The 20,076-nt window shown below is 71.9% G+C and carries 19 protein-coding genes and 1 pseudogene; 9 read left to right on the top strand and 11 right to left on the bottom strand.

The window, feature by feature from the left end; all coding sequences use genetic code 11:
* Window positions 1-232: 232 nt before the first annotated feature.
* Together ACH45E_RS42150 and ACH45E_RS42145 are read left to right on the top strand one after the other, a co-directional pair.
* Entirely contained in the window at window positions 233-412 is a 180-nt protein-coding gene (locus ACH45E_RS42150) for a hypothetical protein (RefSeq protein ID WP_361455095.1), read from the top strand.
* Between the two features lie 36 nt (window positions 413-448).
* Window positions 449-1,657 carry a glycosyltransferase 87 family protein gene (locus ACH45E_RS42145; RefSeq protein WP_361455092.1) on the top strand — a complete coding sequence of 403 codons (1,209 nt, stop codon included), beginning with the start codon at window positions 449-451 and terminating at the stop codon, window positions 1,655-1,657.
* A 209-nt stretch (window positions 1,658-1,866) separates the two neighbouring features.
* Here ACH45E_RS42145 and ACH45E_RS42140 read toward each other — a convergent pair whose 3' ends face one another.
* The gene (locus ACH45E_RS42140; protein ID WP_361455089.1) at window positions 1,867-3,507 is read right to left on the bottom strand and encodes a DNA repair helicase XPB; all 1,641 of its coding nucleotides are present in this window, start codon (window positions 3,505-3,507) and stop codon (window positions 1,867-1,869) included.
* Here ACH45E_RS42140 and ACH45E_RS42135 point away from each other — a divergent pair.
* Window positions 3,425-4,093, top strand: a pseudogene (locus ACH45E_RS42135) (recombinase family protein). The gene ACH45E_RS42140 and the pseudogene ACH45E_RS42135 overlap by 83 nt on opposite strands.
* Window positions 4,094-4,153: 60 nt before the next feature.
* Here the strand turns inward: ACH45E_RS42135 and ACH45E_RS42130 are convergent.
* The 3 genes from ACH45E_RS42130 to ACH45E_RS42120 are packed head-to-tail and all read right to left on the bottom strand — an operon-like array spanning window position 4,154 to window position 5,710.
* Entirely contained in the window at window positions 4,154-4,576 is a 423-nt protein-coding gene (locus ACH45E_RS42130) for an arsenate reductase ArsC (protein WP_361455086.1), read from the bottom strand.
* A gap of 31 nt (window positions 4,577-4,607) precedes the next feature.
* Complete coding sequence (locus ACH45E_RS42125) at window positions 4,608-5,342, bottom strand: MIP/aquaporin family protein (RefSeq protein ID WP_361455083.1); 735 nt, start codon at window positions 5,340-5,342, stop codon at window positions 4,608-4,610.
* Window positions 5,339-5,710, bottom strand: coding sequence for a metalloregulator ArsR/SmtB family transcription factor (locus tag ACH45E_RS42120; RefSeq protein ID WP_361455080.1), 372 nt, complete (start codon window positions 5,708-5,710; stop codon window positions 5,339-5,341). The genes ACH45E_RS42125 and ACH45E_RS42120 overlap by 4 nt, the downstream gene beginning before the upstream one ends.
* 105 nt (window positions 5,711-5,815) lie before the next feature.
* Between ACH45E_RS42120 and arsM the strand changes: the two genes are divergently transcribed.
* Both arsM and ACH45E_RS42110 read left to right on the top strand, forming a co-directional pair.
* On the top strand, window positions 5,816-6,706 hold the full coding sequence (gene arsM, locus ACH45E_RS42115; RefSeq protein ID WP_361455077.1) for an arsenite methyltransferase: 891 nt from the start codon (window positions 5,816-5,818) through the stop codon (window positions 6,704-6,706).
* Between the two features lie 186 nt (window positions 6,707-6,892).
* Entirely contained in the window at window positions 6,893-7,453 is a 561-nt protein-coding gene (locus ACH45E_RS42110) for a hypothetical protein (RefSeq protein ID WP_361455074.1), read from the top strand.
* 18 nt (window positions 7,454-7,471) lie between these two features.
* Here ACH45E_RS42110 and ACH45E_RS42105 read toward each other — a convergent pair whose 3' ends face one another.
* A complete protein-coding gene (locus ACH45E_RS42105) occupies window positions 7,472-10,015 on the bottom strand; it encodes a helicase-associated domain-containing protein (protein WP_361455071.1) in 2,544 nt (847 codons plus the stop codon).
* Window positions 10,016-10,194: 179 nt separating this feature from the next.
* Here ACH45E_RS42105 and ACH45E_RS42100 point away from each other — a divergent pair, with 179 nt between their 5' ends.
* Window positions 10,195-11,193 (top strand): hypothetical protein, encoded by a 999-nt coding sequence (locus tag ACH45E_RS42100; protein WP_361455068.1) that lies wholly within the window; start codon window positions 10,195-10,197, stop codon window positions 11,191-11,193.
* Window positions 11,194-11,248: 55 nt separating this feature from the next.
* On the top strand, window positions 11,249-11,878 hold the full coding sequence (locus tag ACH45E_RS42095; protein ID WP_361455065.1) for an HAD family hydrolase: 630 nt from the start codon (window positions 11,249-11,251) through the stop codon (window positions 11,876-11,878).
* Between the two features lie 29 nt (window positions 11,879-11,907).
* Here the strand turns inward: ACH45E_RS42095 and ACH45E_RS42090 are convergent, their stop codons facing one another.
* Together ACH45E_RS42090 and ACH45E_RS42085 are read right to left on the bottom strand one after the other, a co-directional pair.
* Window positions 11,908-12,162 carry a hypothetical protein gene (locus tag ACH45E_RS42090; RefSeq protein WP_361455062.1) on the bottom strand — a complete coding sequence of 85 codons (255 nt, stop codon included), beginning with the start codon at window positions 12,160-12,162 and terminating at the stop codon, window positions 11,908-11,910.
* A gap of 44 nt (window positions 12,163-12,206) precedes the next feature.
* Window positions 12,207-14,198 (bottom strand): zinc ribbon domain-containing protein, encoded by a 1,992-nt coding sequence (locus ACH45E_RS42085; protein ID WP_361455059.1) that lies wholly within the window; start codon window positions 14,196-14,198, stop codon window positions 12,207-12,209.
* A gap of 596 nt (window positions 14,199-14,794) precedes the next feature.
* Here ACH45E_RS42085 and ACH45E_RS42080 point away from each other — a divergent pair.
* The gene (locus ACH45E_RS42080; protein WP_361455056.1) at window positions 14,795-15,178 is read left to right on the top strand and encodes a cold-shock protein; all 384 of its coding nucleotides are present in this window, start codon (window positions 14,795-14,797) and stop codon (window positions 15,176-15,178) included.
* 9 nt (window positions 15,179-15,187) lie between these two features.
* Here the strand turns inward: ACH45E_RS42080 and ACH45E_RS42075 are convergent, their stop codons facing one another.
* The 4 genes from ACH45E_RS42075 to ACH45E_RS42060 all read right to left on the bottom strand — a co-directional run bounded on the left by ACH45E_RS42075 (window position 15,188) and on the right by ACH45E_RS42060 (window position 18,679).
* Window positions 15,188-16,048, bottom strand: a complete 861-nt coding sequence (locus ACH45E_RS42075; RefSeq protein WP_361455053.1) for a 1,4-dihydroxy-6-naphthoate synthase — start codon at window positions 16,046-16,048, stop codon at window positions 15,188-15,190.
* Window positions 16,045-16,743 (bottom strand): futalosine hydrolase, encoded by a 699-nt coding sequence (locus ACH45E_RS42070; RefSeq protein ID WP_361455050.1) that lies wholly within the window; start codon window positions 16,741-16,743, stop codon window positions 16,045-16,047. The genes ACH45E_RS42075 and ACH45E_RS42070 overlap by 4 nt, the downstream gene beginning before the upstream one ends.
* Entirely contained in the window at window positions 16,713-17,189 is a 477-nt protein-coding gene (locus ACH45E_RS42065; protein WP_361455047.1) for a DUF2771 domain-containing protein, read from the bottom strand. Before ACH45E_RS42065 ends, ACH45E_RS42070 begins: the two co-directional genes overlap by 31 nt.
* Window positions 17,190-17,251: 62 nt before the next feature.
* Complete coding sequence (locus ACH45E_RS42060; protein WP_361455044.1) at window positions 17,252-18,679, bottom strand: MFS transporter; 1,428 nt, start codon at window positions 18,677-18,679, stop codon at window positions 17,252-17,254.
* Between the two features lie 290 nt (window positions 18,680-18,969).
* Between ACH45E_RS42060 and ACH45E_RS42055 the strand changes: the two genes are divergently transcribed.
* Complete coding sequence (locus ACH45E_RS42055; RefSeq protein ID WP_361455041.1) at window positions 18,970-19,896, top strand: DUF3027 domain-containing protein; 927 nt, start codon at window positions 18,970-18,972, stop codon at window positions 19,894-19,896.
* Window positions 19,897-20,076: the final 180 nt, after the last annotated feature.

The raw sequence follows: 20,076 nt of genomic DNA, 5'->3' as shown, positions 1-20,076 counted from the left end.
GGTGCCGACCGGTTGCCGGCCGGACGGCGGCACTCCATGGCGGAGGCGGGCAAGAGCGGAGATTGTAGTGAGGCAGGGGCGGCGGTAGCCAATCCTTTTCCGTCCCCTAGGGGGGTCGTACTCGCGGCCTAGGGGACGGGTGGCGGGGTCCGACCATGGGTGGACCGAAATATGCCCGGGATTGGCCCTTGAGACCGATGCGATCGGTGTGTCCAAGTTCCACCATGGAGACATGAGCGCAGCAACCATCCATCCAGCCCCCGCCCGCCCGGCCGGAGCCACAGCCGTCGACGGCGTCCCGCACCACCGCCTGGGCGACGCACTCCGCGCCGTCAAGGTCTTCGTGAGCGCGGCGTTCAGCGTCGTCGTCCTCGGCGAGTACGGTGAGGAATCGGGCATACACCACAGGTGACCGCATAAGTTCATCGTCGTGCCCCAACGGTCGGTGATGTCCTACGTAATTCTCGTCGTCTCCCTCTCCTCCCTCGCCGTCCTCTGCGTCTGGCAGCGCGTCCCCATGGCCGACGCGCTGGTCTACCGGGCCGAGGGCGAGGCCGTCGCCCACGGCGGCGATCTCTACGGCCTCACGGTCACCGAATGGCAGCTGCCGGCGACGTATCCGCCCTTCGCGGCGGTCCTGTTCGTCCCGACGACCTGGATCCCCGTCCCGGCCCTCAAGCTCACCTTCCTCGCGGGCAACGCGCTCCTGCTCGCCTGCCTCGTCACCCTCTCCGCCCGCCTCGCGGGGCGCACCCTGTCCGCGCCCTCCCTGCGCACCGCCACGGCACTCGCCCTCTGGCTCGAACCGGTCTTCCAGACCCTCGTGTTCGGCCAGATCAACCTGGCGATCATCTGCCTGACCCTGTGGGACCTCACCCGGCCGGCCGGCGCCCGGGCCAAGGGGGCCGCCGTGGGCATCGCGGCCGGGATCAAGCTCGTGCCCGCCGTGTTCATCGCCTACCTGCTGCTGCGCCGGCGCCACCGGGAGGCCGCCACGGCGACCGCGGCACTGACCGCGACCGTCCTGCTCGGCACCCTCGCGCTGCCCGCCGCCAGCGTCGACTTCTTCACCCGCCGCCTCTACGAGACCGACCGCGTCGGCAAACCCTGGATCATCGACAACCAGTCCCTGCAAGGCCTCATCGCCCGGATGCTCGGGGACCCGGCCCCCGGACCCGCCTGGCTGCTCCCGGCGGCAGCCCTCGGCATGCTCGGCCTGTGGCTGGCGGCCCGTGCCCCGGAGGACCGCTGGGGAGTCCTGCTGACGGCCTTCACCACCCTGCTCGTCTGCCCCATCAGCTGGTCCCACCACTGGGTGTGGTGCGTGCCGCTCATCGCCGTGCTCCTGGCCGAGCACCGCACCCGCCTCGCGGCGATGACGACGGTGGTGTTCACGGCCCGCACGATGTGGCTGGTACCGCACGAGGGGCCCCTGGACCTCAGGCTCCCGTGGTGGCAGCAGCCGGCGGCGGCGCCGTATCCCGTGCTGGCGCTCGCCGTGCTGGTGTCAGTCCTGTTCGGGAAGCAGGATGTCCGCGTCGTCGAAGATCCGCAGCATGATGAGCAGCAGCCGCCCCCGCGAGACCATGTACTCGGCGACGATCTGCGAGGTGAGCCGGATCTCGCGGTCCTGTTCCCCGACGCCGATCGATCGTGAGACCGCGGGGTAGGGATCGCGGGCCAGTATCTCGACAGCCTTGTCGAACGCGGCCCTGCGCCCGGGGTCGAGCCGGTCACGGTCACGAGCCGCGGACTCGGTGAACAGGACCTCGTAGACATCTTCGTGAGGCATGTGCCCTCCCTCGCCGCAGCTCCTGCCGTGCCCTCAGGGTACCGAGCCGGAAGCCCTGGCCGGGAGCCGAATGCTCAGCTCTCCGCGAGGAGCTCGTCCGCGTCCACGATCCGGTACGCGTAGCCCTGTTCCGCCAGGAACCGCTGGCGGTGGGCGGCGAAGTCCTGGTCGATGGTGTCGCGGGCGACGACGGAGTAGAAGTGGGCCTGGTGGCCGTCGGACTTCGGGCGGAGCACCCGGCCCAGGCGCTGGGCCTCCTCCTGCCGGGAGCCGAACGTCCCCGACACCTGGATGGCGACGGTCGCCTCCGGCAGGTCGATGGAGAAGTTCGCCACCTTCGACACCACCAGCACGCTGATCTCGCCCTCCCGGAAGGCGTCGAAGAGCTTCTCGCGCTGCGCGTTCGAGGTCTCCCCCTTGATCACCGGCGCGTTCAGATGCTCGCCCAGCTCGTCGAGCTGGTCGATGTACTGCCCGATGACGAGGATCTGCTGCCCGGCGAACCGCCGCACGATCGCCTCGGTCACCTTCCGCTTGGTGTCCGTCGTCGCACAGAAGCGGTACTTCTCCTCCGTCTCGGCGGTCGCGTACGCCAGCCGCTCGGAGTCCGTCAGACTGACCCGGACCTCGACGCAGTCGGCGGGCGCGATGTACCCCTGCGCCTCGATCTCCTTCCACGGCGCGTCGAACCGCTTCGGCCCGATCAGGGAGAACACGTCCGACTCCCGGCCGTCCTCCCGCACCAGCGTCGCCGTCAGCCCGAGCCGCCGCCGCGCCTGGAGATCGGCGGTGAACTTGAAGACCGGCGCGGGCAGCAGGTGCACCTCGTCGTAGACGATCAGCCCCCAGTCCCGCGAGTCGAACAGCTCCAGGTGCGGGTAGACGCCCTTCCGCTTGGTGGTCAGCACCTGGTAGGTCGCGATGGTGACCGGCCGGATCTCCTTGCGCGTACCGCTGTACTCGCCGATCTCGTCCTCGGTCAGCGAGGTCCGCTTCACCAGCTCGTGCTTCCACTGCCGGGCGGAGACCGTGTTCGTGACGAGGATCAGCGTCGTCGACTTGGCCTCCGACATCGCCCCGGCCCCGACCAGCGTCTTCCCCGCGCCACAGGGCAGTACGACGACACCGCTGCCGCCGTGCCAGAAGTTCTCCACGGCCTGCTTCTGGTAGGGCCTGAGCGCCCACCCGTCCTCGGCCAGCTCGATCGGGTGCGCCTCACCGTCCACGTACCCGGCGAGGTCCTCGGCCGGCCAGCCCAGCTTCAGCAGCGTCTGCTTGATCTGCCCGCGCTCGGAGGGGTGCACGACGACGGTGTCCGGGTCGATCCGGGCGCCGACCAGCGGAGCGATCCGCTTGGACTTCAGCACCTCCTCCAGCACCGGCCGGTCCGTGGTGGAGAGCACCAGCCCGTGCGCCGGGTGCTTGGCCAGCGTCAGCCGCCCGTACCGGTCCATGGTCTCGGCGATGTCGACGAGCAGCGCGTGCGGCACCGGATACCGGCTGTACTGCACGAGCGCGTCCACCACCTGCTCGGCGTCGTGGCCCGCCGCCCGCGCGTTCCACAGCCCCAGCGGCGTCACCCGGTAGGTGTGGATGTGCTCCGGCGCACGCTCCAGCTCGGCGAACGGCGCGATGGCCCGACGGCAGTCGCCGGCCCGCTCGTGGTCGACCTCCAGGAGCAGGGTCTTGTCGGACTGGACGATTAGGCAGGACACGCATACCTCCACGGATAGGACTTCCAGCGTGACAGACACCGCACCTGCCACGGCTCGGGCCATGCCCCGTGCCCGGCGCCGAAAGGGCGTTCCGGCCAGCGCGCCGGGGATGCGCGCCGCTATCTATGTTCGCCTATCGCGTGAAACGGACGAGACGACTTCTCCCGAGCGCCAGAGAGCGGCTTGCGAGGCGCTGTGTGAGGCACGCGGCTGGGACGTCATAGTCGTCGAGGAAGACATCGATGTCTCCGGCTTCTCGCGGGGCCTTGACCGGCCGGGTCTGCAACGCACATCCTGACCCGGCTCGCAGAGCTGGACGTGATCGACGGAGCCGCTCGACCTCACGTCGTCCATGGGTCGGGCCATGGCGAAGGTGATCGCGGTCTTCGCCGAGCTGGAGTCCGACACCATCGGCATGCGGGTGTCCAGCGCGCACGAGCACCTGCGCCGCGAGGGCCGCTACACCGGCGGTCGGGTCCCGTACGGGTACATGGTCGTCCCCAACCCCAACGGGGCGGGCAAGGTCCTCGCGGTCAAACGGGTACAGGTCAGGAAGTGTCTGGCACATGATCACGAGCGTCAGTGATCAGCTTGGAAGAAGACGAGCTCTCGCCCGACACGCCGCCCTCTCCGCAGCGACAGGCCATCACGCCGCTGCCGGGATACCAAGCTCGGCGAGCAGTGCACGCACGCGCTGTTCGATCTCGTCGCGGATCGGCCGTACGGCCTCGACGCCCTGTCCGGCGGGATCGTCCAGCTGCCAGTCCAGGTACCGCTTGCCGGGAAAGACCGGGCAGGCGTCCCCGCAGCCCATCGTGATCACCACGTCCGAGGACCGAACCGCTTCCGTGGTGAGGACCTTGGGTGTCTCGGCGGAGATGTCGACGTTCACCTCGGCCATGGCTTTGACGACGGCGGGGTTGACCGCGTCGGCCGGGGCGGAACCGGCGGAACGTACCTCCACTAGGTCGCCGCCGAGGTGAGTGAGGAATGCGGCGCCCATCTGGGAGCGGCCTGCGTTGTGGACGCAGACGAACAGGACCGAGGGGCGCGGGGCGGAAGTGGTCATGGCAGGCGTCTTTCCAGGAGAGCGAAGCGGGTCAGGAGGAGGCGAGTTCGGGTTCGTCGTGCGGGACGACGATTTCGTCCCCGGCGGAGGCGGGACGGCCGTACACCGCGATGACGACGCCCAGCCCGAGCACGGCTCCGGCCAGTTGGGCGGCGATGAAAGGGCTGACGGAGGCAGGGGCGATGCCGGCGAACGTGCCGGTGAAGGCCCGGCCGATGGTCACCGCTGGGTTCGCGAACGAGGTGGAGGAGGTGAACCAGTAGGCCGCGCCGATGTAGGAGGCCACGGCCGCCGGAGCGAGGGACGCTCGGCCGATGCGGTTGAGACCGAAGACCAGCAGGATCAGCCCCGCCGTGGCGACCACCTCACCGAGCCACAGGTGAGAGGCGGACCGGTCGTGCGTAGACCACTCGACCAGCGGTTTGGCGAACATCGCGTCGGCGAGTACTGCCCCGCCGATTGCTCCGGCAATCTGTACGAACACGTATGCGGCCACGTCCCGCAGGGTGAGGCCGTCGGCCTTGCGGCGACCGGTGAACCAGGCGGCGAGGGTGACGGCGGGGTTGAAGTGCGCTCCGGAGACCGGCCCGAGCAGGGCGATCAGCACGCCCAGGCCGAAGACGGTGGCGAGGGAGTTGGCGAGCAGTTGCACGCCCACGTCATGGGACAGTTCCGTGGCCTGGATGCCGGAGCCGACCACCACGGCTACCAGCAGCCCGGTTCCGACGCCTTCAGCGGCAATCCGTCGGCCCAGGGGCGCGGTCACGCGGCAGCTCCGGCGGTCCGCGGCGCGGTCAGGAATGCGGCGAGCCTGTCCATGACGCCGGGCACCACCCAGTAGTACACCCAAGTCCCGCGCCGCTCGCAGTCGATGAGCCCGGCCTGCCGGAGCAGCTTGAGGTGGTGGGAGATCGTCGGCTGAGACAGCTCGAAGGCCGGGGTCAGCTCACACACGCACACCTCACCGCCCTGTCCGCGCGAGGCGATCATCGACATCAGCCGCAGCCGGACCGGGTCGCCCAGAGCCTTGAACACCTTCGCCAGATCGGCCGCCTGGTCCTCATGCAGCGGCGAGGACAGTCCCGCGCAGCAGTCGGCATCCTGCCCGATCACCTCAAGCTCTTGTTTCGACATGCCTCTATGTTGACGTTTTTCGATTCAAGGCGCAAGGTTGCATCAATGAACGTCAATACAGGCCGATCCGGGGCACCGCCATGTCCCGTCACCTGGGAGTGAGCCATGAGTGAACAGTCCACTGACCTGCGCGAAACCGTCCGCCAGCGCTACGCGGCAGCGGCCGTGAAGGTGGCCGAGGGGGACACCGCATGTTGCGGGCCGCAGCCGGTCGAGGTCGACGAGAACTTCGGGGCGACCCTGTACGCCGCCGCCGAGCGCGATGCGCTTCCCGTCGAGGCCGTTGCCGCATCACTCGGCTGCGGCAACCCGACCGCCGTCGCGGAACTGCGTGAGGGTGAACGAGTCCTCGACCTGGGCTCCGGCGGCGGCATCGATGTCCTGCTCTCCGCCCGCCGCGTCGGCCTCACCGGCAAGGCGTACGGGGTGGACATGACTGATGAGATGCTGGCCCTGGCTCTGGCCAACGCCAAGAAGGCCGGCGCGACGAACGTCGAGTTCCTGAAGGGCAATATCGAGGCGATCCCGCTGCCCGCGAACACCATCGACGTGGTGATCTCGAACTGTGTGATCAACCTGTCCGTCGACAAGCCCGCCGTGTTCGCCGAGACCTTCCGCGTCCTCAAGCCCGGCGGCCGGATCGGCGTCTCCGACGTCGTCGCCGACGACACCCTCGCGCCCGGACAGCGAGCCGAGCGCGGCGACTACGTGGGCTGCATCGCCGGCGCGCTGTCCTTCTCCGAATACCGCCAGGGGCTGGAGGCCGCAGGCTTCACGGACGTCGAGATCACTCCCACCCACCCGGTTGCCGACGGCATGCACTCCGCCATCGTCCGCGCGGTCAAGCCTGCCGGCACGGCCGAGGCGGACGACTCTTCCGCAACCGCGGCCTGCTGCGGCGTAAGTGCCTGTTGCACCCCCGATGAGCAGGCCGCCGATCCGTCGACAACGGTCGCCGAGGCCAAGGCCGCGAGCGGCTGTGGCTGCCAGAACTGACGGCAACGACAGCACACACAGGCCGACCGTAGCCACTCCACAGGTCCAGTGTGCCGCACCGGGCCCGAAACGGGGGCCCGCTGCTCCCCGGGCGGCTCCCCGCGCAACTCCGCACCCCGTTCCGATGTCTCACCACGTGAGCGGCGGCGCGGTGTGCGCGGGCGCGGGGCGGGGAGGAGTGCGCGGATGTCGGGACGCAGATGGGCGACCGGGGTGGGAGCCGTCGTGGTGCTGGCCGTCACGGGCACCTGGGCGATGCGTCCGGTGTACGTCGACACGCGGCGGCCGGCGGACGTCGACACCCGGCTGTGGGGCGAGGTGCGGCCGGTGATCGAGGCCCGGCTCGTGGCGGAGTCGCACGGCAGCGGCTACGGCGAGGCCGTGCCCGGTCTCGCCGCGCACTGGTTCTGCCGGGCGGAGCCCATCGGCCTGGAGGAGCACGGGGAGGTCGTCCGGGCGGGCGTCGACACGCTGTGCCTCGAGTACGGGATGCACGGCGACACCCTGGTCGAGTGCAGCGGCGCGGAGGTCCCGCAGGTGGTGCGGCTGGCACGGGACACGGACGGCGGCTACCGGGTCGTATCGCGGGAGCAGGCCCCCGACGGCGAGGGGAACGGCCGGTGGACCAGGAAACACCTCGGTGTCTCCGCCACGGCGCTCGTCGACCGGATACCCTCCGACGTCCTGGCGGCCGCCGCCCGCACCCACTTCGGCCTGCCCACGGACGCGCCCGTCGGGGACTGCTGAGACCGGCGGTCAGTTCGGTCAGCCGTCGGCGAGTTCCGCCACGCCCGTCACCCGGTGCAGCGGATACGTCCGCACCTCGTCCGCCGTGTGGTCGTACGCCGTCACGAAGCCGCCCTCGACCCGGATCGGGGCGATGACCCGCTGGCTGGCGGTGCCCTCGGCGTTCACATAGCCGATCCAGAGGGCCTCGCCGGTGAGGACGGCCGCCTGCATGGTGGCGAGGGTCTCGGCGGAGCTGGTGCGGGGCAGATCGCCGTCGGCGACCGGGGTACCGGCGCCGGTGCCGGTGGCGGGCTTGCGCGGGGCGGTGGCGGCGAGATCGCCCGCGCGGATCGCCCGGATCGCGGCCGCCAGCAGAGTGCCGTCGGGCGGCGGCGGGCCGTCCGGAACCGGCTCAGGGGCGGTGCGCGGCGGGGTGCGGTGGGCATGGGCGCGGGTGATCAGCACATCGCCCTCGGCGGACTCGGCGGCCGGGGCGAACCCCATCCCGCGCAGGCCCTCCAGCAGGGTCGCCGGATCGGCCTGGGCCGCCAGCACCGTGGGCGCCAGCCGGCGCAGCCGCAGGGGCGCCGCCCGCCGGTCGGCGAGGATCTCGCTCAGCAGCGCGTCGTCGTCGCAGCGCACATAGGCCGACGCGGCACCCACCCGCAGATGCCCGTGCCTACGGGCCACGTCGTCGATCAGATACGCGAGCGGCTGCGGCACCGGCGTACGGGAGTGCGCGGTGAGGAACGCATGCAGGTCGGAGGCCGCACGCCCGGCGTCCAGGGCACGCCGCACCGAGGCGGGCGTGAACCGGTAGACGGTGGCACCGCCCTTGGACTCCACGTCCGCGAGCACCCCCAGCATGTCGGCGAGCGGCCGATTCAGCGGGCCCGGCGCCACCGCCGTCAGATCGGCCTGGAGCAGCACATGGTCCAGGGGCTCCGGGAGCAGCGGGGCCAGCACCCGGGCCGCGGCGGCCGTGGCGACGGCCTGCTCGGCCGCGGAAAGGGGCTCCCGGACGGGAGGCTGGTGATGACGGTGATGCACGGGCAGCTTGTCACCCGGCCCGGCGGGCGCCTTCCCGGCCGTATGCGGAGCCGGCGCCCCGATCAGGGCACGCCCGTGCCCGGACAACGCGCCCCGGCCCGTCACCCCGAGCAGCTCCGCCTCCGACAGCGTCCACGAGGCCAGCCGGGACCGCAGATCGTCGTCCCGCTGCGGCCCGCGGAGCGGCCGCTCCCAGCGCAGCCGCTCCAGCACGGCCTCGGCGGACGGCGCCCCGCCCGCCGGCATCTCCGCCAGCAGTGCCAGCACCCGGTGCCGCACCTCGGGCGCCGCGGACCGGTCGAGCCCCGGCCCCAGCGCCGACAACGTACGGTCCTTCGCGTCCCGCCCGCCGATCACCCCCGGCGTCCGCGTCACCGTCAGCCACGTCCCGGCCAGCCGCGCCCAGCGCTCGGCCGCGGGCCGCTCCAGCCACTCGTCGTAGGCCGGGGTCGGCGCGTACCGCTCGTCGGCCTCCCCGTCGGAGGCCAGCAGCCCGGCCGCGTAGGCCAGCTCGACCCAGAACGCGGCGACCGGCTCGGCCACGTCCAGGGCGACGGCCGTCCGCTTCAGATCCCGCACGCTCAGGCCCCCGGCCCGCAGCACCGCGGGCCCGCCCTCGTCCCACTCCTTCAGCAGCTCCTCGACGGTGGCCAGCGCGGTGTACGCCTGCCCCGCCGCCGTCGCGTCCACCATCTCGGGCCGGTGCGCCGAGGCCGGCTCCACGGCGGGCGGCACCGCCTCCGGCTCCCGGTGGGCGCGGCCCGCACGCAGATGCAGGGCGACCTCCCGGGGCAGTACGACCGTGCCGGGCGCCGTCGGCAGCAGCAGACCGCGATCGAGCAGCCAGCGCAGCCGGGCCGCCGGATCGGCGGTGACCTGCCCGTACGGCGGCCCCCACACCAGCCGGTCCAGCACCTCCAGCGACTGAGCGGGCGCCTCGTCGAGCAGCGCCGCCATCCGCTCCCGGTCCGTGAACTGGGCGGCCAGCGCGGCCGCCGCCGACACCGAGTCATGGGTGGACGCCAGCCCGGCCGTGGTGACGATCTCCTGGATCCGCCCCGGCGACATCCCCGCCGTCGCCTCCTGCACGGTCGGCCCCAGCCCCGTCGGCGACGGATGCTGCGCGGACGGCGCGAGCAGCTCACGGGCGGTCCGCACCAGCCGCAGCCGGTCGTCGCCGCCCCACGCCAGCGCCTGCTCGCGCAGCGTCCCCACAGCACGGGGCAACGCCGCCGCGACCACCGGATCACCGGCGTCCCCCGCCATCAGCCCCAGCACCTCGTCATACGTCGCCGGATCCGCCGCCACCGCCAGCGCCTCCGCCGTCTGCAACGCGAACCGGTCCAGCCGCTCCAAGGCCCGCAGCACCGAGGCCCGCGTCCCCGCCCGCGTCGCCAGCTGCGTCAGGTCGGTGGGCACGGGCGTGATGAGATCCGGCCGGGCACGCAACAGCCCCGCCAGCGACGCGTCGTCACGCCCACGGAGCGCTTCCGCGAGGGAGCGGGGGGCCGTGCGGTCCTCGGTGCTCATCTGCCCCACGTTAGCGGGTGGCCTGGATTGCTCAGCCCGTCCGGCGCTTGAGGACAAGGCCCCTTAAGGGCCGAAGCGGGGGTCTGGGGGCGGCAGCCCCCAGTGGGCGGCCACTGCACCCCGCCGGCACGCGGTACCTTCGACCGGGGAAATAACGGCCAAACCCCCGGAGGGACTTCGTGGGGATCGAGAGCGACCAGGTCGTCTACGAATACCTGAGCCGCGTAGGCGACGTGGCCCAGCAACGCCAGTTGCCGTCATCCGCACGGATGCGCCTCGTGACGGAGCTGCGCAACGAGATCGACCGGAACCGGGCGAAGACGACGGTGGACAGTCCCGCCGCGGTCCGCCGCATCCTGGACCGCCTGGGCACCCCGGACGAGGTCGTCACGGCGGCGGGCGGCACCGCCGGGGCTCCCGAGGCGCCGCCCGCCGCGGTGCCCGTACAGCGGGACGACGAGGAAGACGCGCGGCCGAAGGGGCCGAAGGGCCTGCGCCGGGTCGTACCGCGCCCGCGCCCGCCCGAGCCGGCCCCCGCCCCACCCTCCTCTGCCCCCTCCCCGCCCCATCTGGCGGGCACGGACGAGCTCGGCGACAGCGCCGCGCAGCCGGACTGGTGGCGGCTGGACAGCAGCCCCTTCGGGGTGGGCGACAGCGTGCCGGGGTTCGTCGGCGGGGTGGAGATCCCCGAGCTGCTCAGGCAGCCGCCGAGCCTGGAGAAGGAACCGGCGAAGGAGACAGAGCCCGCGGTGGCGGCCGCCGAAGCCGCCGCGGAAGCGGCGGCCGTCCCGGATCCCGCCGCCCCCGCCCGGCGCCGCAGGCTCCCGCTGCCCCGTCCCGCCGCCGGCTGGACCAACCCGCTCCTGCTGCTGGCCGCCGCCGCGCTGGTGGCCGGGGCGGTCCTGGGCAACCCGTTCGTGCTGATCCTGGGCTGGCTCGTCGCGTACGGCTCCCGCCGGCTCACCCCGGCGGAGAGCAAGTGGGCCGTGCTGGGCGTGCCGGGCCTGGCCCTCGCGGCCGGTCTGGTCTGGCTCTGGGGCCGCGACAACGGCCGCTGGGGCACGCCCATCGCCCAGGGCCACATGAACGAGGCCCTCGCCGAGACCTGGCCGTGGGTGGTGCGCGGCGCGGCCGTGGCCTCGGCGCTGTTCCTGGTGTGGCGCTCGCAGAGACGGTGACGGGTTGCCCAGCTCACAGTCCCGGCGGGCCTGGGTGCCGTAACCCCTGGGCACAATGGCCCATATGACCTCACGCCCGCTGACCGTCGGCTTCGACCTCGACATGACCCTGATCGACTCCCGCCCCGGCATCCGGGCCTGCTACCAGGCGCTGTCGGAGCGGACGGGGAGGTACATCGACGCCGACCTGGCGGTGACCCGGCTGGGACCTCCGCTGGCCGAAGAGCTGATCAACTGGTTCCCGGCCGAGCAGGTGGCGCCGATGAGCGCGCTGTACCGGGAGATGTACCCCGCGATCGCCATCGCCGCGACGCCCGCGCTGCCGGGCGCCCGCGAGGCGATCGACGCGGTACGGGAGGCGGGCGGGCGGGCGCTCGTCGTCACCGCCAAATACGAGCCGAACGCCAAGCTGCACCTCGCCCACCTCGGCATCGAGCCCGACGCGGTCGTCGGCGACCTGTGGGCCGAGCAGAAGGCGCGGGCGCTGGTCGAGCACGGCGCGGGCGTCTACGTGGGCGACCACGTGGGTGACGTACGCGGGGCACGCACGGCGGGCGCCCTGTCCGTGGCCGTGGCGACGGGCCCGTGCGACGCGGAGGAACTGCGTGCGGCGGGCGCGGACGTGGTCCTCAAGGACCTGACCGAACTCCCGGCCTGGCTCACGGAGTACCGCCAGGCCGCCTAGGTGTACTGACCTTCAGCGCAGGGGCCGCCCTAACGCGGAGCGGCCTCCCGTGCATGTCGCCGCCCCGCCGCGGCCGAGCGCAGCACGCCGGCGCCCGCGACGAGGAAGCCGACGCCCATCAGCATGCACAGGCCGTACATGAACGCCGGAAATGGTTTCGCGCCGAGGAACAGCGGGGCCACCGTGACCAGAGTGGCCACCGCGCCGATGAAGAACACGACGGCACCGGCGCGGATCAGTCCGTCACCGGGTGCGGCGGAATTCGTTTGGGTTTTGTCACGCACCCGACCAGGGTAGTTCCCAGCGCGAGGGGACCGCCCCAAGACCATTAGCGTCTCTGATCAGTTAAGTGATCCTTTGCCAGACGTAGTGTCTGGTAGCGGGATTCCCACCGTGGGCGGGTGGCGTGAGCGTGCAGGTGGAATCCCGCGCCCAGTGCTGCCCCTCGTGGCCGGTGGCCGGTGGTGGGTGTGCTGATCGTTGTCACGTCCTGGTGCCGGTGGGCTGCGCGGGGCAGCCGCATCGGGTCCGTGGGTGCGTGTCCCTCCGGACGCTGGTCCGCCGGACCCGGAGGTCTGGTGGGGGAGGGTGCCCTGCGTCGCCTGGGCGCGGGGCGTGTGGCGCGGCGCCGGGTGAGACCGGTCTTGGACCGGTCTTTCCGGCGGGTTGGTGGTGCGGTCGGGGTGATGACCGCGTTGGCTTCGAGCGGGTCCACCACGGTGCGGATGACCATGGTGTTGTCGGTGCGGTCGGTGACGGTTTTGGTCTGGTGGGTCAGGCCGCGTGCGGCGATGCGCTGCCATGCGCCTGTGTCGCGGTCGCCCTGCCAGTCGCAGTCGTCGCGGTCGGGGCAGATCGCCCACTTCCAGCCCGGCGTGGTGGGCCGGTCGGGTGCCTTGCGATGCCTGAGCGGGGTCAGGCACCGCGGGCAGTGCCGGGAAGTGTCGCGGGCAGGAACGGTGACCACGGCGATGCCCGCCTCGGCGGCCAGGTGCCGGATGCGGTCGGTGATCTGTCCGCGCACCTGCTGGGACAGGCGCGTGTTCATGGTGCGGCCCATACCGCTGGCTTCCACGGAGCGCAGGTCTTCGAGGTAGATGACGGTGGCACCGGCGGTGATGGCCTGGTCCACCGTCCAGCGGGCAGCGGCCCGGGCCAGGGCCTCGTTGAGGTTCGACCGGCGGTCGGACACCGCGCGGACCTCGCCCGTCAGGACCGCGTGCCTGGCGGCCAGGGGGTGATCGGTGTCCGCGCCGATGAGTCGCTGATAGTGGTCGGTTTTGGTGTGTAGGTGTTCGGACAGGCGGCGCAGGCGGTGCTGCTTGGCCAGCACGCCGCCCGCACGGAACTGGGCGCCGGAACCGAGGGCGGTGATGCGGCCGTCGTCGTGCAGGCGGGCGGCGCCCGCGCTCAGGAGCGTGTTCAGGCCCCAGTCCACGCCCAGTGCGATGTGGTGGCCGGTGCGGTGGGCTTTCGGAACGGCGTGGGTGTAGGCGAGGTCGGCGCGGACCGTGCCCTGGCGGATGCGCAGGGTGGGCAGGTGCAGCACCGCGCCGGCCGGGACGGATGGTGGCAATGTGATCGGGCAGGACACCCACGTCCAGTCCCGGTAGGAGCGCGGGTCGGGACGGGTGGGCAACTGCAGGCGCAAGCGCGCCCGCGTGGGGTCGTCGCCGCGTTCGATGACGGCCTGCTGCCCGTCACACGCGGACAGCAGCAGCATCCGCGCCGCGCGCGGCGCCGCCTCCGCCTCGAACACGTCCGCGGGAAGCCGCCCGTGCCTGCGCTCGAAGGCGGAGATCTGCCGGGTGCGGGACCTGATGACGCTCCCCGGCAGATGCTGGCCACCCGGCACCGCCGCACGCACGGCATCCCACTCCTGGGGATTACGCCTGCCCGGGTCGGCGGGCCACGTCACCAGCACCCCGCCGGTGAGGTCGGCCCGCCACTGCACCGAGCGCAGAGTACGCCCGGCCTGCTCCTGCACCATGCGCACGATGCGGTCGTTGACCGTGACGCCCTCGGGTGCGACGGCGGACCAGCCCAGGCGGCGCAACGCCATCCAGGCCTGGGAGGGCAGCTTCCTGCCGCCCGCGTCCTCACCCGACGCCAGCAGATTCACATCAGCGGCGTTCCAGTGCTCCGTGAGCAGTGAGGCGACCATGCCGGACACCAGATCAGCAGCCCAGCCCAACCGCTCCGCCAGGACAACAGCGGACAGGAGAGCGCCGGTCTTCTCCTCCACCCCGCGGCGCAGCACACCACGAGCACATGCGGTACGGGAGGCCTCGCTGTCGGCGAGCGGCAGTTTCCGGCCCATCAACGCCCCCTTCCCGTCCGTGATGCTGTCACCCGATCAACGACACCCCCGCGTAAAGGTCACGCATTCGATCCACGTACTCATCTGCGACACCGGTCTCAGTAACTCCAACCCCGACTAACCGCTCGCATTTGACAGATCCCCTCCCGGCGCTGCTCAGCGTGCGGCCTCACCATGCTCGGCAGCCGCAAGTCCCAGGCCGTGTTGGTGTGCAAGAACCTGGACTGCGGCTGGCCGGGCAACGTTGGCCACAATGCAGCCCGGAACGTCGTGCGCCTGTACCGGATGGGCCTCGCGCTCATCCTTGGCTGCTGGGAGAGCACTTCACTCACGGTGGCCCGGCTCGTAAGGAGAAGAGGGAGGACATCGCTGCCATAGCCGATGCTCTGGGAGTCTCCCGAGCCACTTTCTACCGGCACATCGGAAAGCGGTCACACTTCCCTCACTCATCTGAGGCTCTATCGCGCCACCCAGGGCGCATAGGGGCTCACACCCGTTTTAAGGCGTGTTCCCCTGGAGAGACCCCCGGTAAGGTGGTTCGACGGCAGTTCAAGGGCGTCCTGGCATGTTCAGGACGGATCGAGGGAGTGTGTGCTTTGCCGACTGGCAAGGTCAAGTGGTTCAACAGCGAGAAGGGCTTCGGCTTTCTCTCCCGCGACGACGGCGGTGACGTCTTCGTCCATTCCTCGGTCCTCCCCGCCGGAGTCGACGTACTCAAGCCGGGACAGCGGGTGGAGTTCGGCGTGGTCGCCGGTCAGCGCGGTGACCAGGCACTGTCGGTCGTCGTACTGGACCCCACACCCTCGGTCGCGGCCGCGCAGCGGAAGAAGCCGGACGAGCTGGCCTCCATCGTGCAGGACCTGACGACCGTCCTCGAGAACATCACCCCGATGCTCGAGAAGGGCCGCTACCCGGACAAGGCCTCCGGAGCGAAGATCGCCGGCCTGCTGCGGGCGGTCGCCGACCAGCTGGACGTCTGACCCACCCGCTCAGACAAACGCGAGCACCCCCGGCCCGAGGGGCGGCACCAGCCCCTCGGCCGCCGCACGAGTGAGCAGGCCCCTCACGGCCGCGTATCCGTCTTCCCCGAGTTCCGAGGTGAACTCGTTGACGTACAGGCCGATGTGCTGGTCGGCGACGGACGGGTCCATTTCCTGGGCGTGTTCCATGACGTACGGGCGGGAGGCCTCGGGGTCGTCCCAGGCGGCGTGCACGGACGTATGGATCGACTCGGCGAGCAGCCGCAGCGTGTCCGGGCCCAGTGACCGCTTGGCGACGATCGCGCCCAGCGGGATCGGCAGCCCGGTGGTGTCCTCCCAGTGCTCGCCCATGTCGGCGAGCTTGTGCAGGCCGTAGTTCTGGTACGTGAAGCGCGCCTCGTGGATGACGAGCCCCGCGTCGACCTTCCCGTCCCGCACGGCCGGCATGATCTCGTGGAACGGCATGACCACGATCTCCCCGACCCCACCGGGCAGTGTGTCCGCCGCCCAGAGACGGAACAGCAGGTAGGCGGTCGACCTCTCGCTCGGCACCGCGACCGTACGCCCCGTCAAGTCCGCACCCGGCTCCCGCGTCAGCACCAGCGGCCCGCAGCCCCGGCCCAGCGCGCCGCCGCACGGCAGCAGCGTGTACTCGCCGAGGATGTACGGCAGCACCGCGTACGACACCTTCAGCACGTCGAACTCACCGCGCTCGGCCATGCCGTTGGTGATGTCGATGTCCGCGAAGGTGACGTCGAGGGCGGGCGCGCCCGGGACCCGGCCATGGGCCAGGGCGTCGAAGACGAAGGTGTCGTTGGGGCAGGGCGAGTACGCGATCCGCAGCGACTCGGGCTCACCGATGGCAGTCATACCTGTTTCCAACTCTCCAGTACGGGCGCCAGCTTCCCGAACCCCTCGGTCAGGGCCGCGAGGGCGTCGCCGATGCGCCAGGCGGCGCGGTCGCGCGGGCCGACGGGGTTGGAGACCGCGCGGATCTCCAGCACGGGCGTGCCGTGCGCGGCGGCGGCCTCGGCGACCCCGAAGCCCTCCATGGCCTCGGCGAGGGCACGGGGATGGCGGGCACGCAGTTCGGCGGCGCGGGCCGCGGTTCCGGTCACGGTGGAGACGGTGAGGACGGTTCCGGCTAGCGCGCCGGTCGCCGTCGTCACCTCTCGTACGAGTGATTCCGGCGGACGGTGGGTGACGGTCCCGAAGCCCAGTCCGGTGACCGGAACGAACCCCTTCGGTGTCTCGGCGCCCAGATCGGCGACGGTGATCTCGTCGGCGACGACGAGGGAGCCGAGGGGCGCCCCGGGCAGGAAGCCGCCGGCGATCCCGGCGGAGACGACCAGGCCGTAGGGGGTGCCGCGCAGGGCGGCGGTGGTGAGGGCGGTCGCGGTGGAGGCGGCGGCGAGGGCCGGGCCCACCCCGGCGGCGACCACATCGGCACCGGGAAACGCCCGAGCCACCGCGTCCCGTTCGGCGGGTACCGCGGTGGCCACCAGGACCCGCGGTTCAGGCAGGGGTGACGTGGTCAGGAGTCCTTCTTCAGCTTGAAGGACCACAGACCCGTGACCGTCTTCTCGCCCTCCTTGATGGACACCAGGGTCGAGTTGCCCTGGGCGCCGTACTGGGCGTTGAAGAACACGCTGCCCGGGATCGTCCGGTACGTCTTCTTGCTGGAGTCGGTCAGGGGCTGGCCGTTCATCAGGATCGTCCAGCCGTTGTCCGCGATCTTCGGGTCCACCCCGAAGCGCACGGTCTCGTCCGGGTCCACCTTGATGGACTTGATGTCGGTGTCCTTCAGGCACGACGTCAGCGACTCCGTGTCGAGGGCGTCGCCGTCGTTGTAACAAGTGGCCTCGGAGTTGACCGAGCTAGTGCCGACGGTGACCGTCGACATCGGTGTCGGCTTGTCGCAGGCCGACAGCAGAAGCAGTCCGGCGGAAACGGCGCCGGCGGCGGCGACAGCGCGGCGGCGTCGCACAACATCGGAGTGCAGCAGGGTCATGCCTGAAGGCTATCTGGCGTGCCCCGACCCTTCCCCACGCGGGGTACGGCGTGCCCGGTTCGTTACGCCACTCGCGCTCGCGCCCCGCCGCCGTGCCGAGCCGAGCTGAGCAGACCGCGCACCGTGCTCAGCCAGCCCACGGCGACGAAGGCACCGCCCACCGCCAGGCCCAGCGTGCCGTTGAGCGGCATCACGATGCCCACCGCCCCGCCGAACACCCAGGCCATCTGCAGCAACGTCTCCGACCGGGCGAACGCCGACGTCCGCACCTGCTCCGGCACGTCCCGCTGGATCAGCGCGTCCAGACACAGCTTGGCCAGCGCCTGCGTGAACCCGGTGACCGCGGCCAGGCACGCCACCAGGAACGCGCCGAAGAACAACGCCGCGACGATCGCCGCGCCCAGCACCACCGCCAACACCGTGACGATGATGATCTCCGGCGCGCGGGATCTGAGCCACGCCCCGACCGCCGTACCCAGCGCGTTGCCCGCGCCGGCGGCCACGCCCACTACCCCCATCGACACCGCCGCGCTCTCGCCGGTCAGCGGGTGCTCGCGCAGCAGGAACGCGAGGAAGAAGATCAGGAAGCCGGACAGACAGCGGATGGCGGCGTTGGCGCCGAGCGCGTTCGTCACGGCCGGCCCGACGGTGCGCAGCCCCGGCCGCTTCAGCTCCTCCTTGCGGTGCGGGCCGTGCAGATGCCGCTCGTCGGCGGCGAGCAGCGCGATGTCCTCGCCCTTGGCCGAGTCGACCTTCGCGGGCAGCGTGAAGGACAGGAACGCTCCGGCCATGAAGATCACGAAGGCGCCGTAGAGCGGCCAGGGCGAGCCGATCGACTGCAGCCCCGCCCCGACGGGCGCGGCCACACCCGTGGCCAGCAACCCGCCCAGGGTCACCCGCGAGTTCGCCTTCACCAGCGAGAACCGGGGCGGCAGCAGCCGCGGCACCACGGCACTGCGCACCACCCCGTACGCCTTGGACGCGACCAGCACCCCCAGCGCCGCCGGATACAGCTCCAGGCTGCCGCTGGCCGCGGCCCCCGAGATGATCAGCGCGAGCAGGGCACGGGCGAGCATGGTCCCGGCCATCGCGGCCCGGCGGCCGTGCGGCAGCTTGTCGAGGAGCGGGCCGATCACCGGCGCGAGGACCGTGAACGGGGCCATCGTGATGGCCAGGTAGAGCGCGACACGCCCCCGGGCCTCGTCGGTGGGCACCGAGAAGAACACCGTCGAGGCCAGCGCGACGGTGATCATGACATCGCCCGCGCCGTTGACCGCGTGCAGCTCGATCAGCTTGCCGAGCCCGGACTCGCCGGCACCGTGCGCGTGCGTCGCCCTGCGGATACCGCGGGCGGTCCCGGTCACGGGGAAGTGCAGGGCACGACCGACCGCGCGGGCGGCCCCGCGCACCGGACCCGCACCGCCACCTCGACTGCTCCCCCCGGTGCCACCGGTCCCGGTGACACCCTGGGGCGGCCTTGTGGCTGCCACGTCGTTCATAGTGCCCCGAGAGGGGCGTTGATAGTGCGGTTTGCAGCCAAGCGAGTCGAACGACCGGGCCGGAAACATCACGATGGACCGGCGAACAACTCCGTCGGTGTAGGCCGAGCGCCGGTGACCGGGTAGCGTGCGTATCTCAGCCATCCCGCAGAATGGATGACAGAGGTGCGCCCGAGCGCGATCGGACGCGGACGTCGATGCGGCCCACAGGTCCGCTCCGTCCGTTCCACCGCCTTCAGGCCGGCGCACCCGTGAGACGGCGTAGGAGAGAAGCGATACCTGTGAGCGCAGCGACCACGCGAAGCCGCACCCCCGACCGCCTGTGCGCCGAGGCCGTCGACCTCGCCCGTGCCGCAGCCGAGGAGGCGGCCGCGCCAGGCGTCGTCGGTGAGCATGTGGGCCTGGTCGCCGAGGGCGACCGCGTCGTCACGCACTTCTTCGAGTGCAAGGAACTCGGGTACCGGGGCTGGCGCTGGGCGGCCACGGTGGCCCGCGCGTCCCGCGCGAAGATCGTGACGCTCGACGAGGTGGTCCTCCTCCCCGGCCCCGACGCCCTCCTCGCCCCCGAGTGGGTGCCCTGGAGCGAACGCCTCCGCCCCGGCGACATGGGCCCCGGCGACCTGCTGCCCACCGACGCCGAGGACCTCCGCCTGGAGCCCGGCTACACCGGCGAGGCGGAGCCGCCGCCGAACGCCCCGGTGTCCGAGGAGATGGCGGAGCTCGCGGAGGCCGAGGACGCCGACGTCACCCCCGGCACGCCCGCCGTGCAGCCGGTGACCCCCGCCCGCGGCACGATCGCCGCGGTCGCGGAGGAGCTGGGCATGCGCCGCGCCCGCGTCCTGTCCCGCTACGGCCTCCACGTCGCCGCCGACCGCTGGGACGACTCCTTCGGCGCCCAGACCCCCATGGCGCAGGCGGCCCCCGCCTCCTGCGCCAGCTGCGGCTTCCTGGTCCCCGTGGGCGGCTCCCTCGGCCAGGCCTTCGGCGTCTGCGCCAACGAGTTCTCCCCGGCCGACGGCCGCGTCGTCTCCCTCGCCTACGGCTGCGGCGGCCACTCCGAGGCCGCGGTCATGCCGAAGCCGCCCCAGCCGGCACCTCCGGTGGTCGACGAGACGAGGGTGGACCCCTTCCCCCTCCGCCCGTCCCCGGATTCCGGTTCGGTCCCGGCCCCCGCCGACGAGGCCTCGGCGGAGCTGGGCCACTCGTAACTGGAGGCTGCCGCCCCCGGACCCCAAACGCCGGACGAGCTGAGTAATGCGGACCGGGGCTGAAGAGGCCCAGGGGGTAGGGGGCGCAGGGGGCGAAGCCCCCGCCGGGGTGCGGGGGCGGAGCCCCGCGAGGGGTGCAGGGGACGCAGTCCCCGCCGGGGTCTGGGGCGGAGCCCCAGG

It is taken from the genome of Streptomyces sp. NPDC020299, from assembly GCF_044387825.1.
Lineage (GTDB): Bacteria > Actinomycetota > Actinomycetes > Streptomycetales > Streptomycetaceae > Streptomyces.
This window is presented reverse-complemented; position numbering and strand designations above follow the sequence as displayed.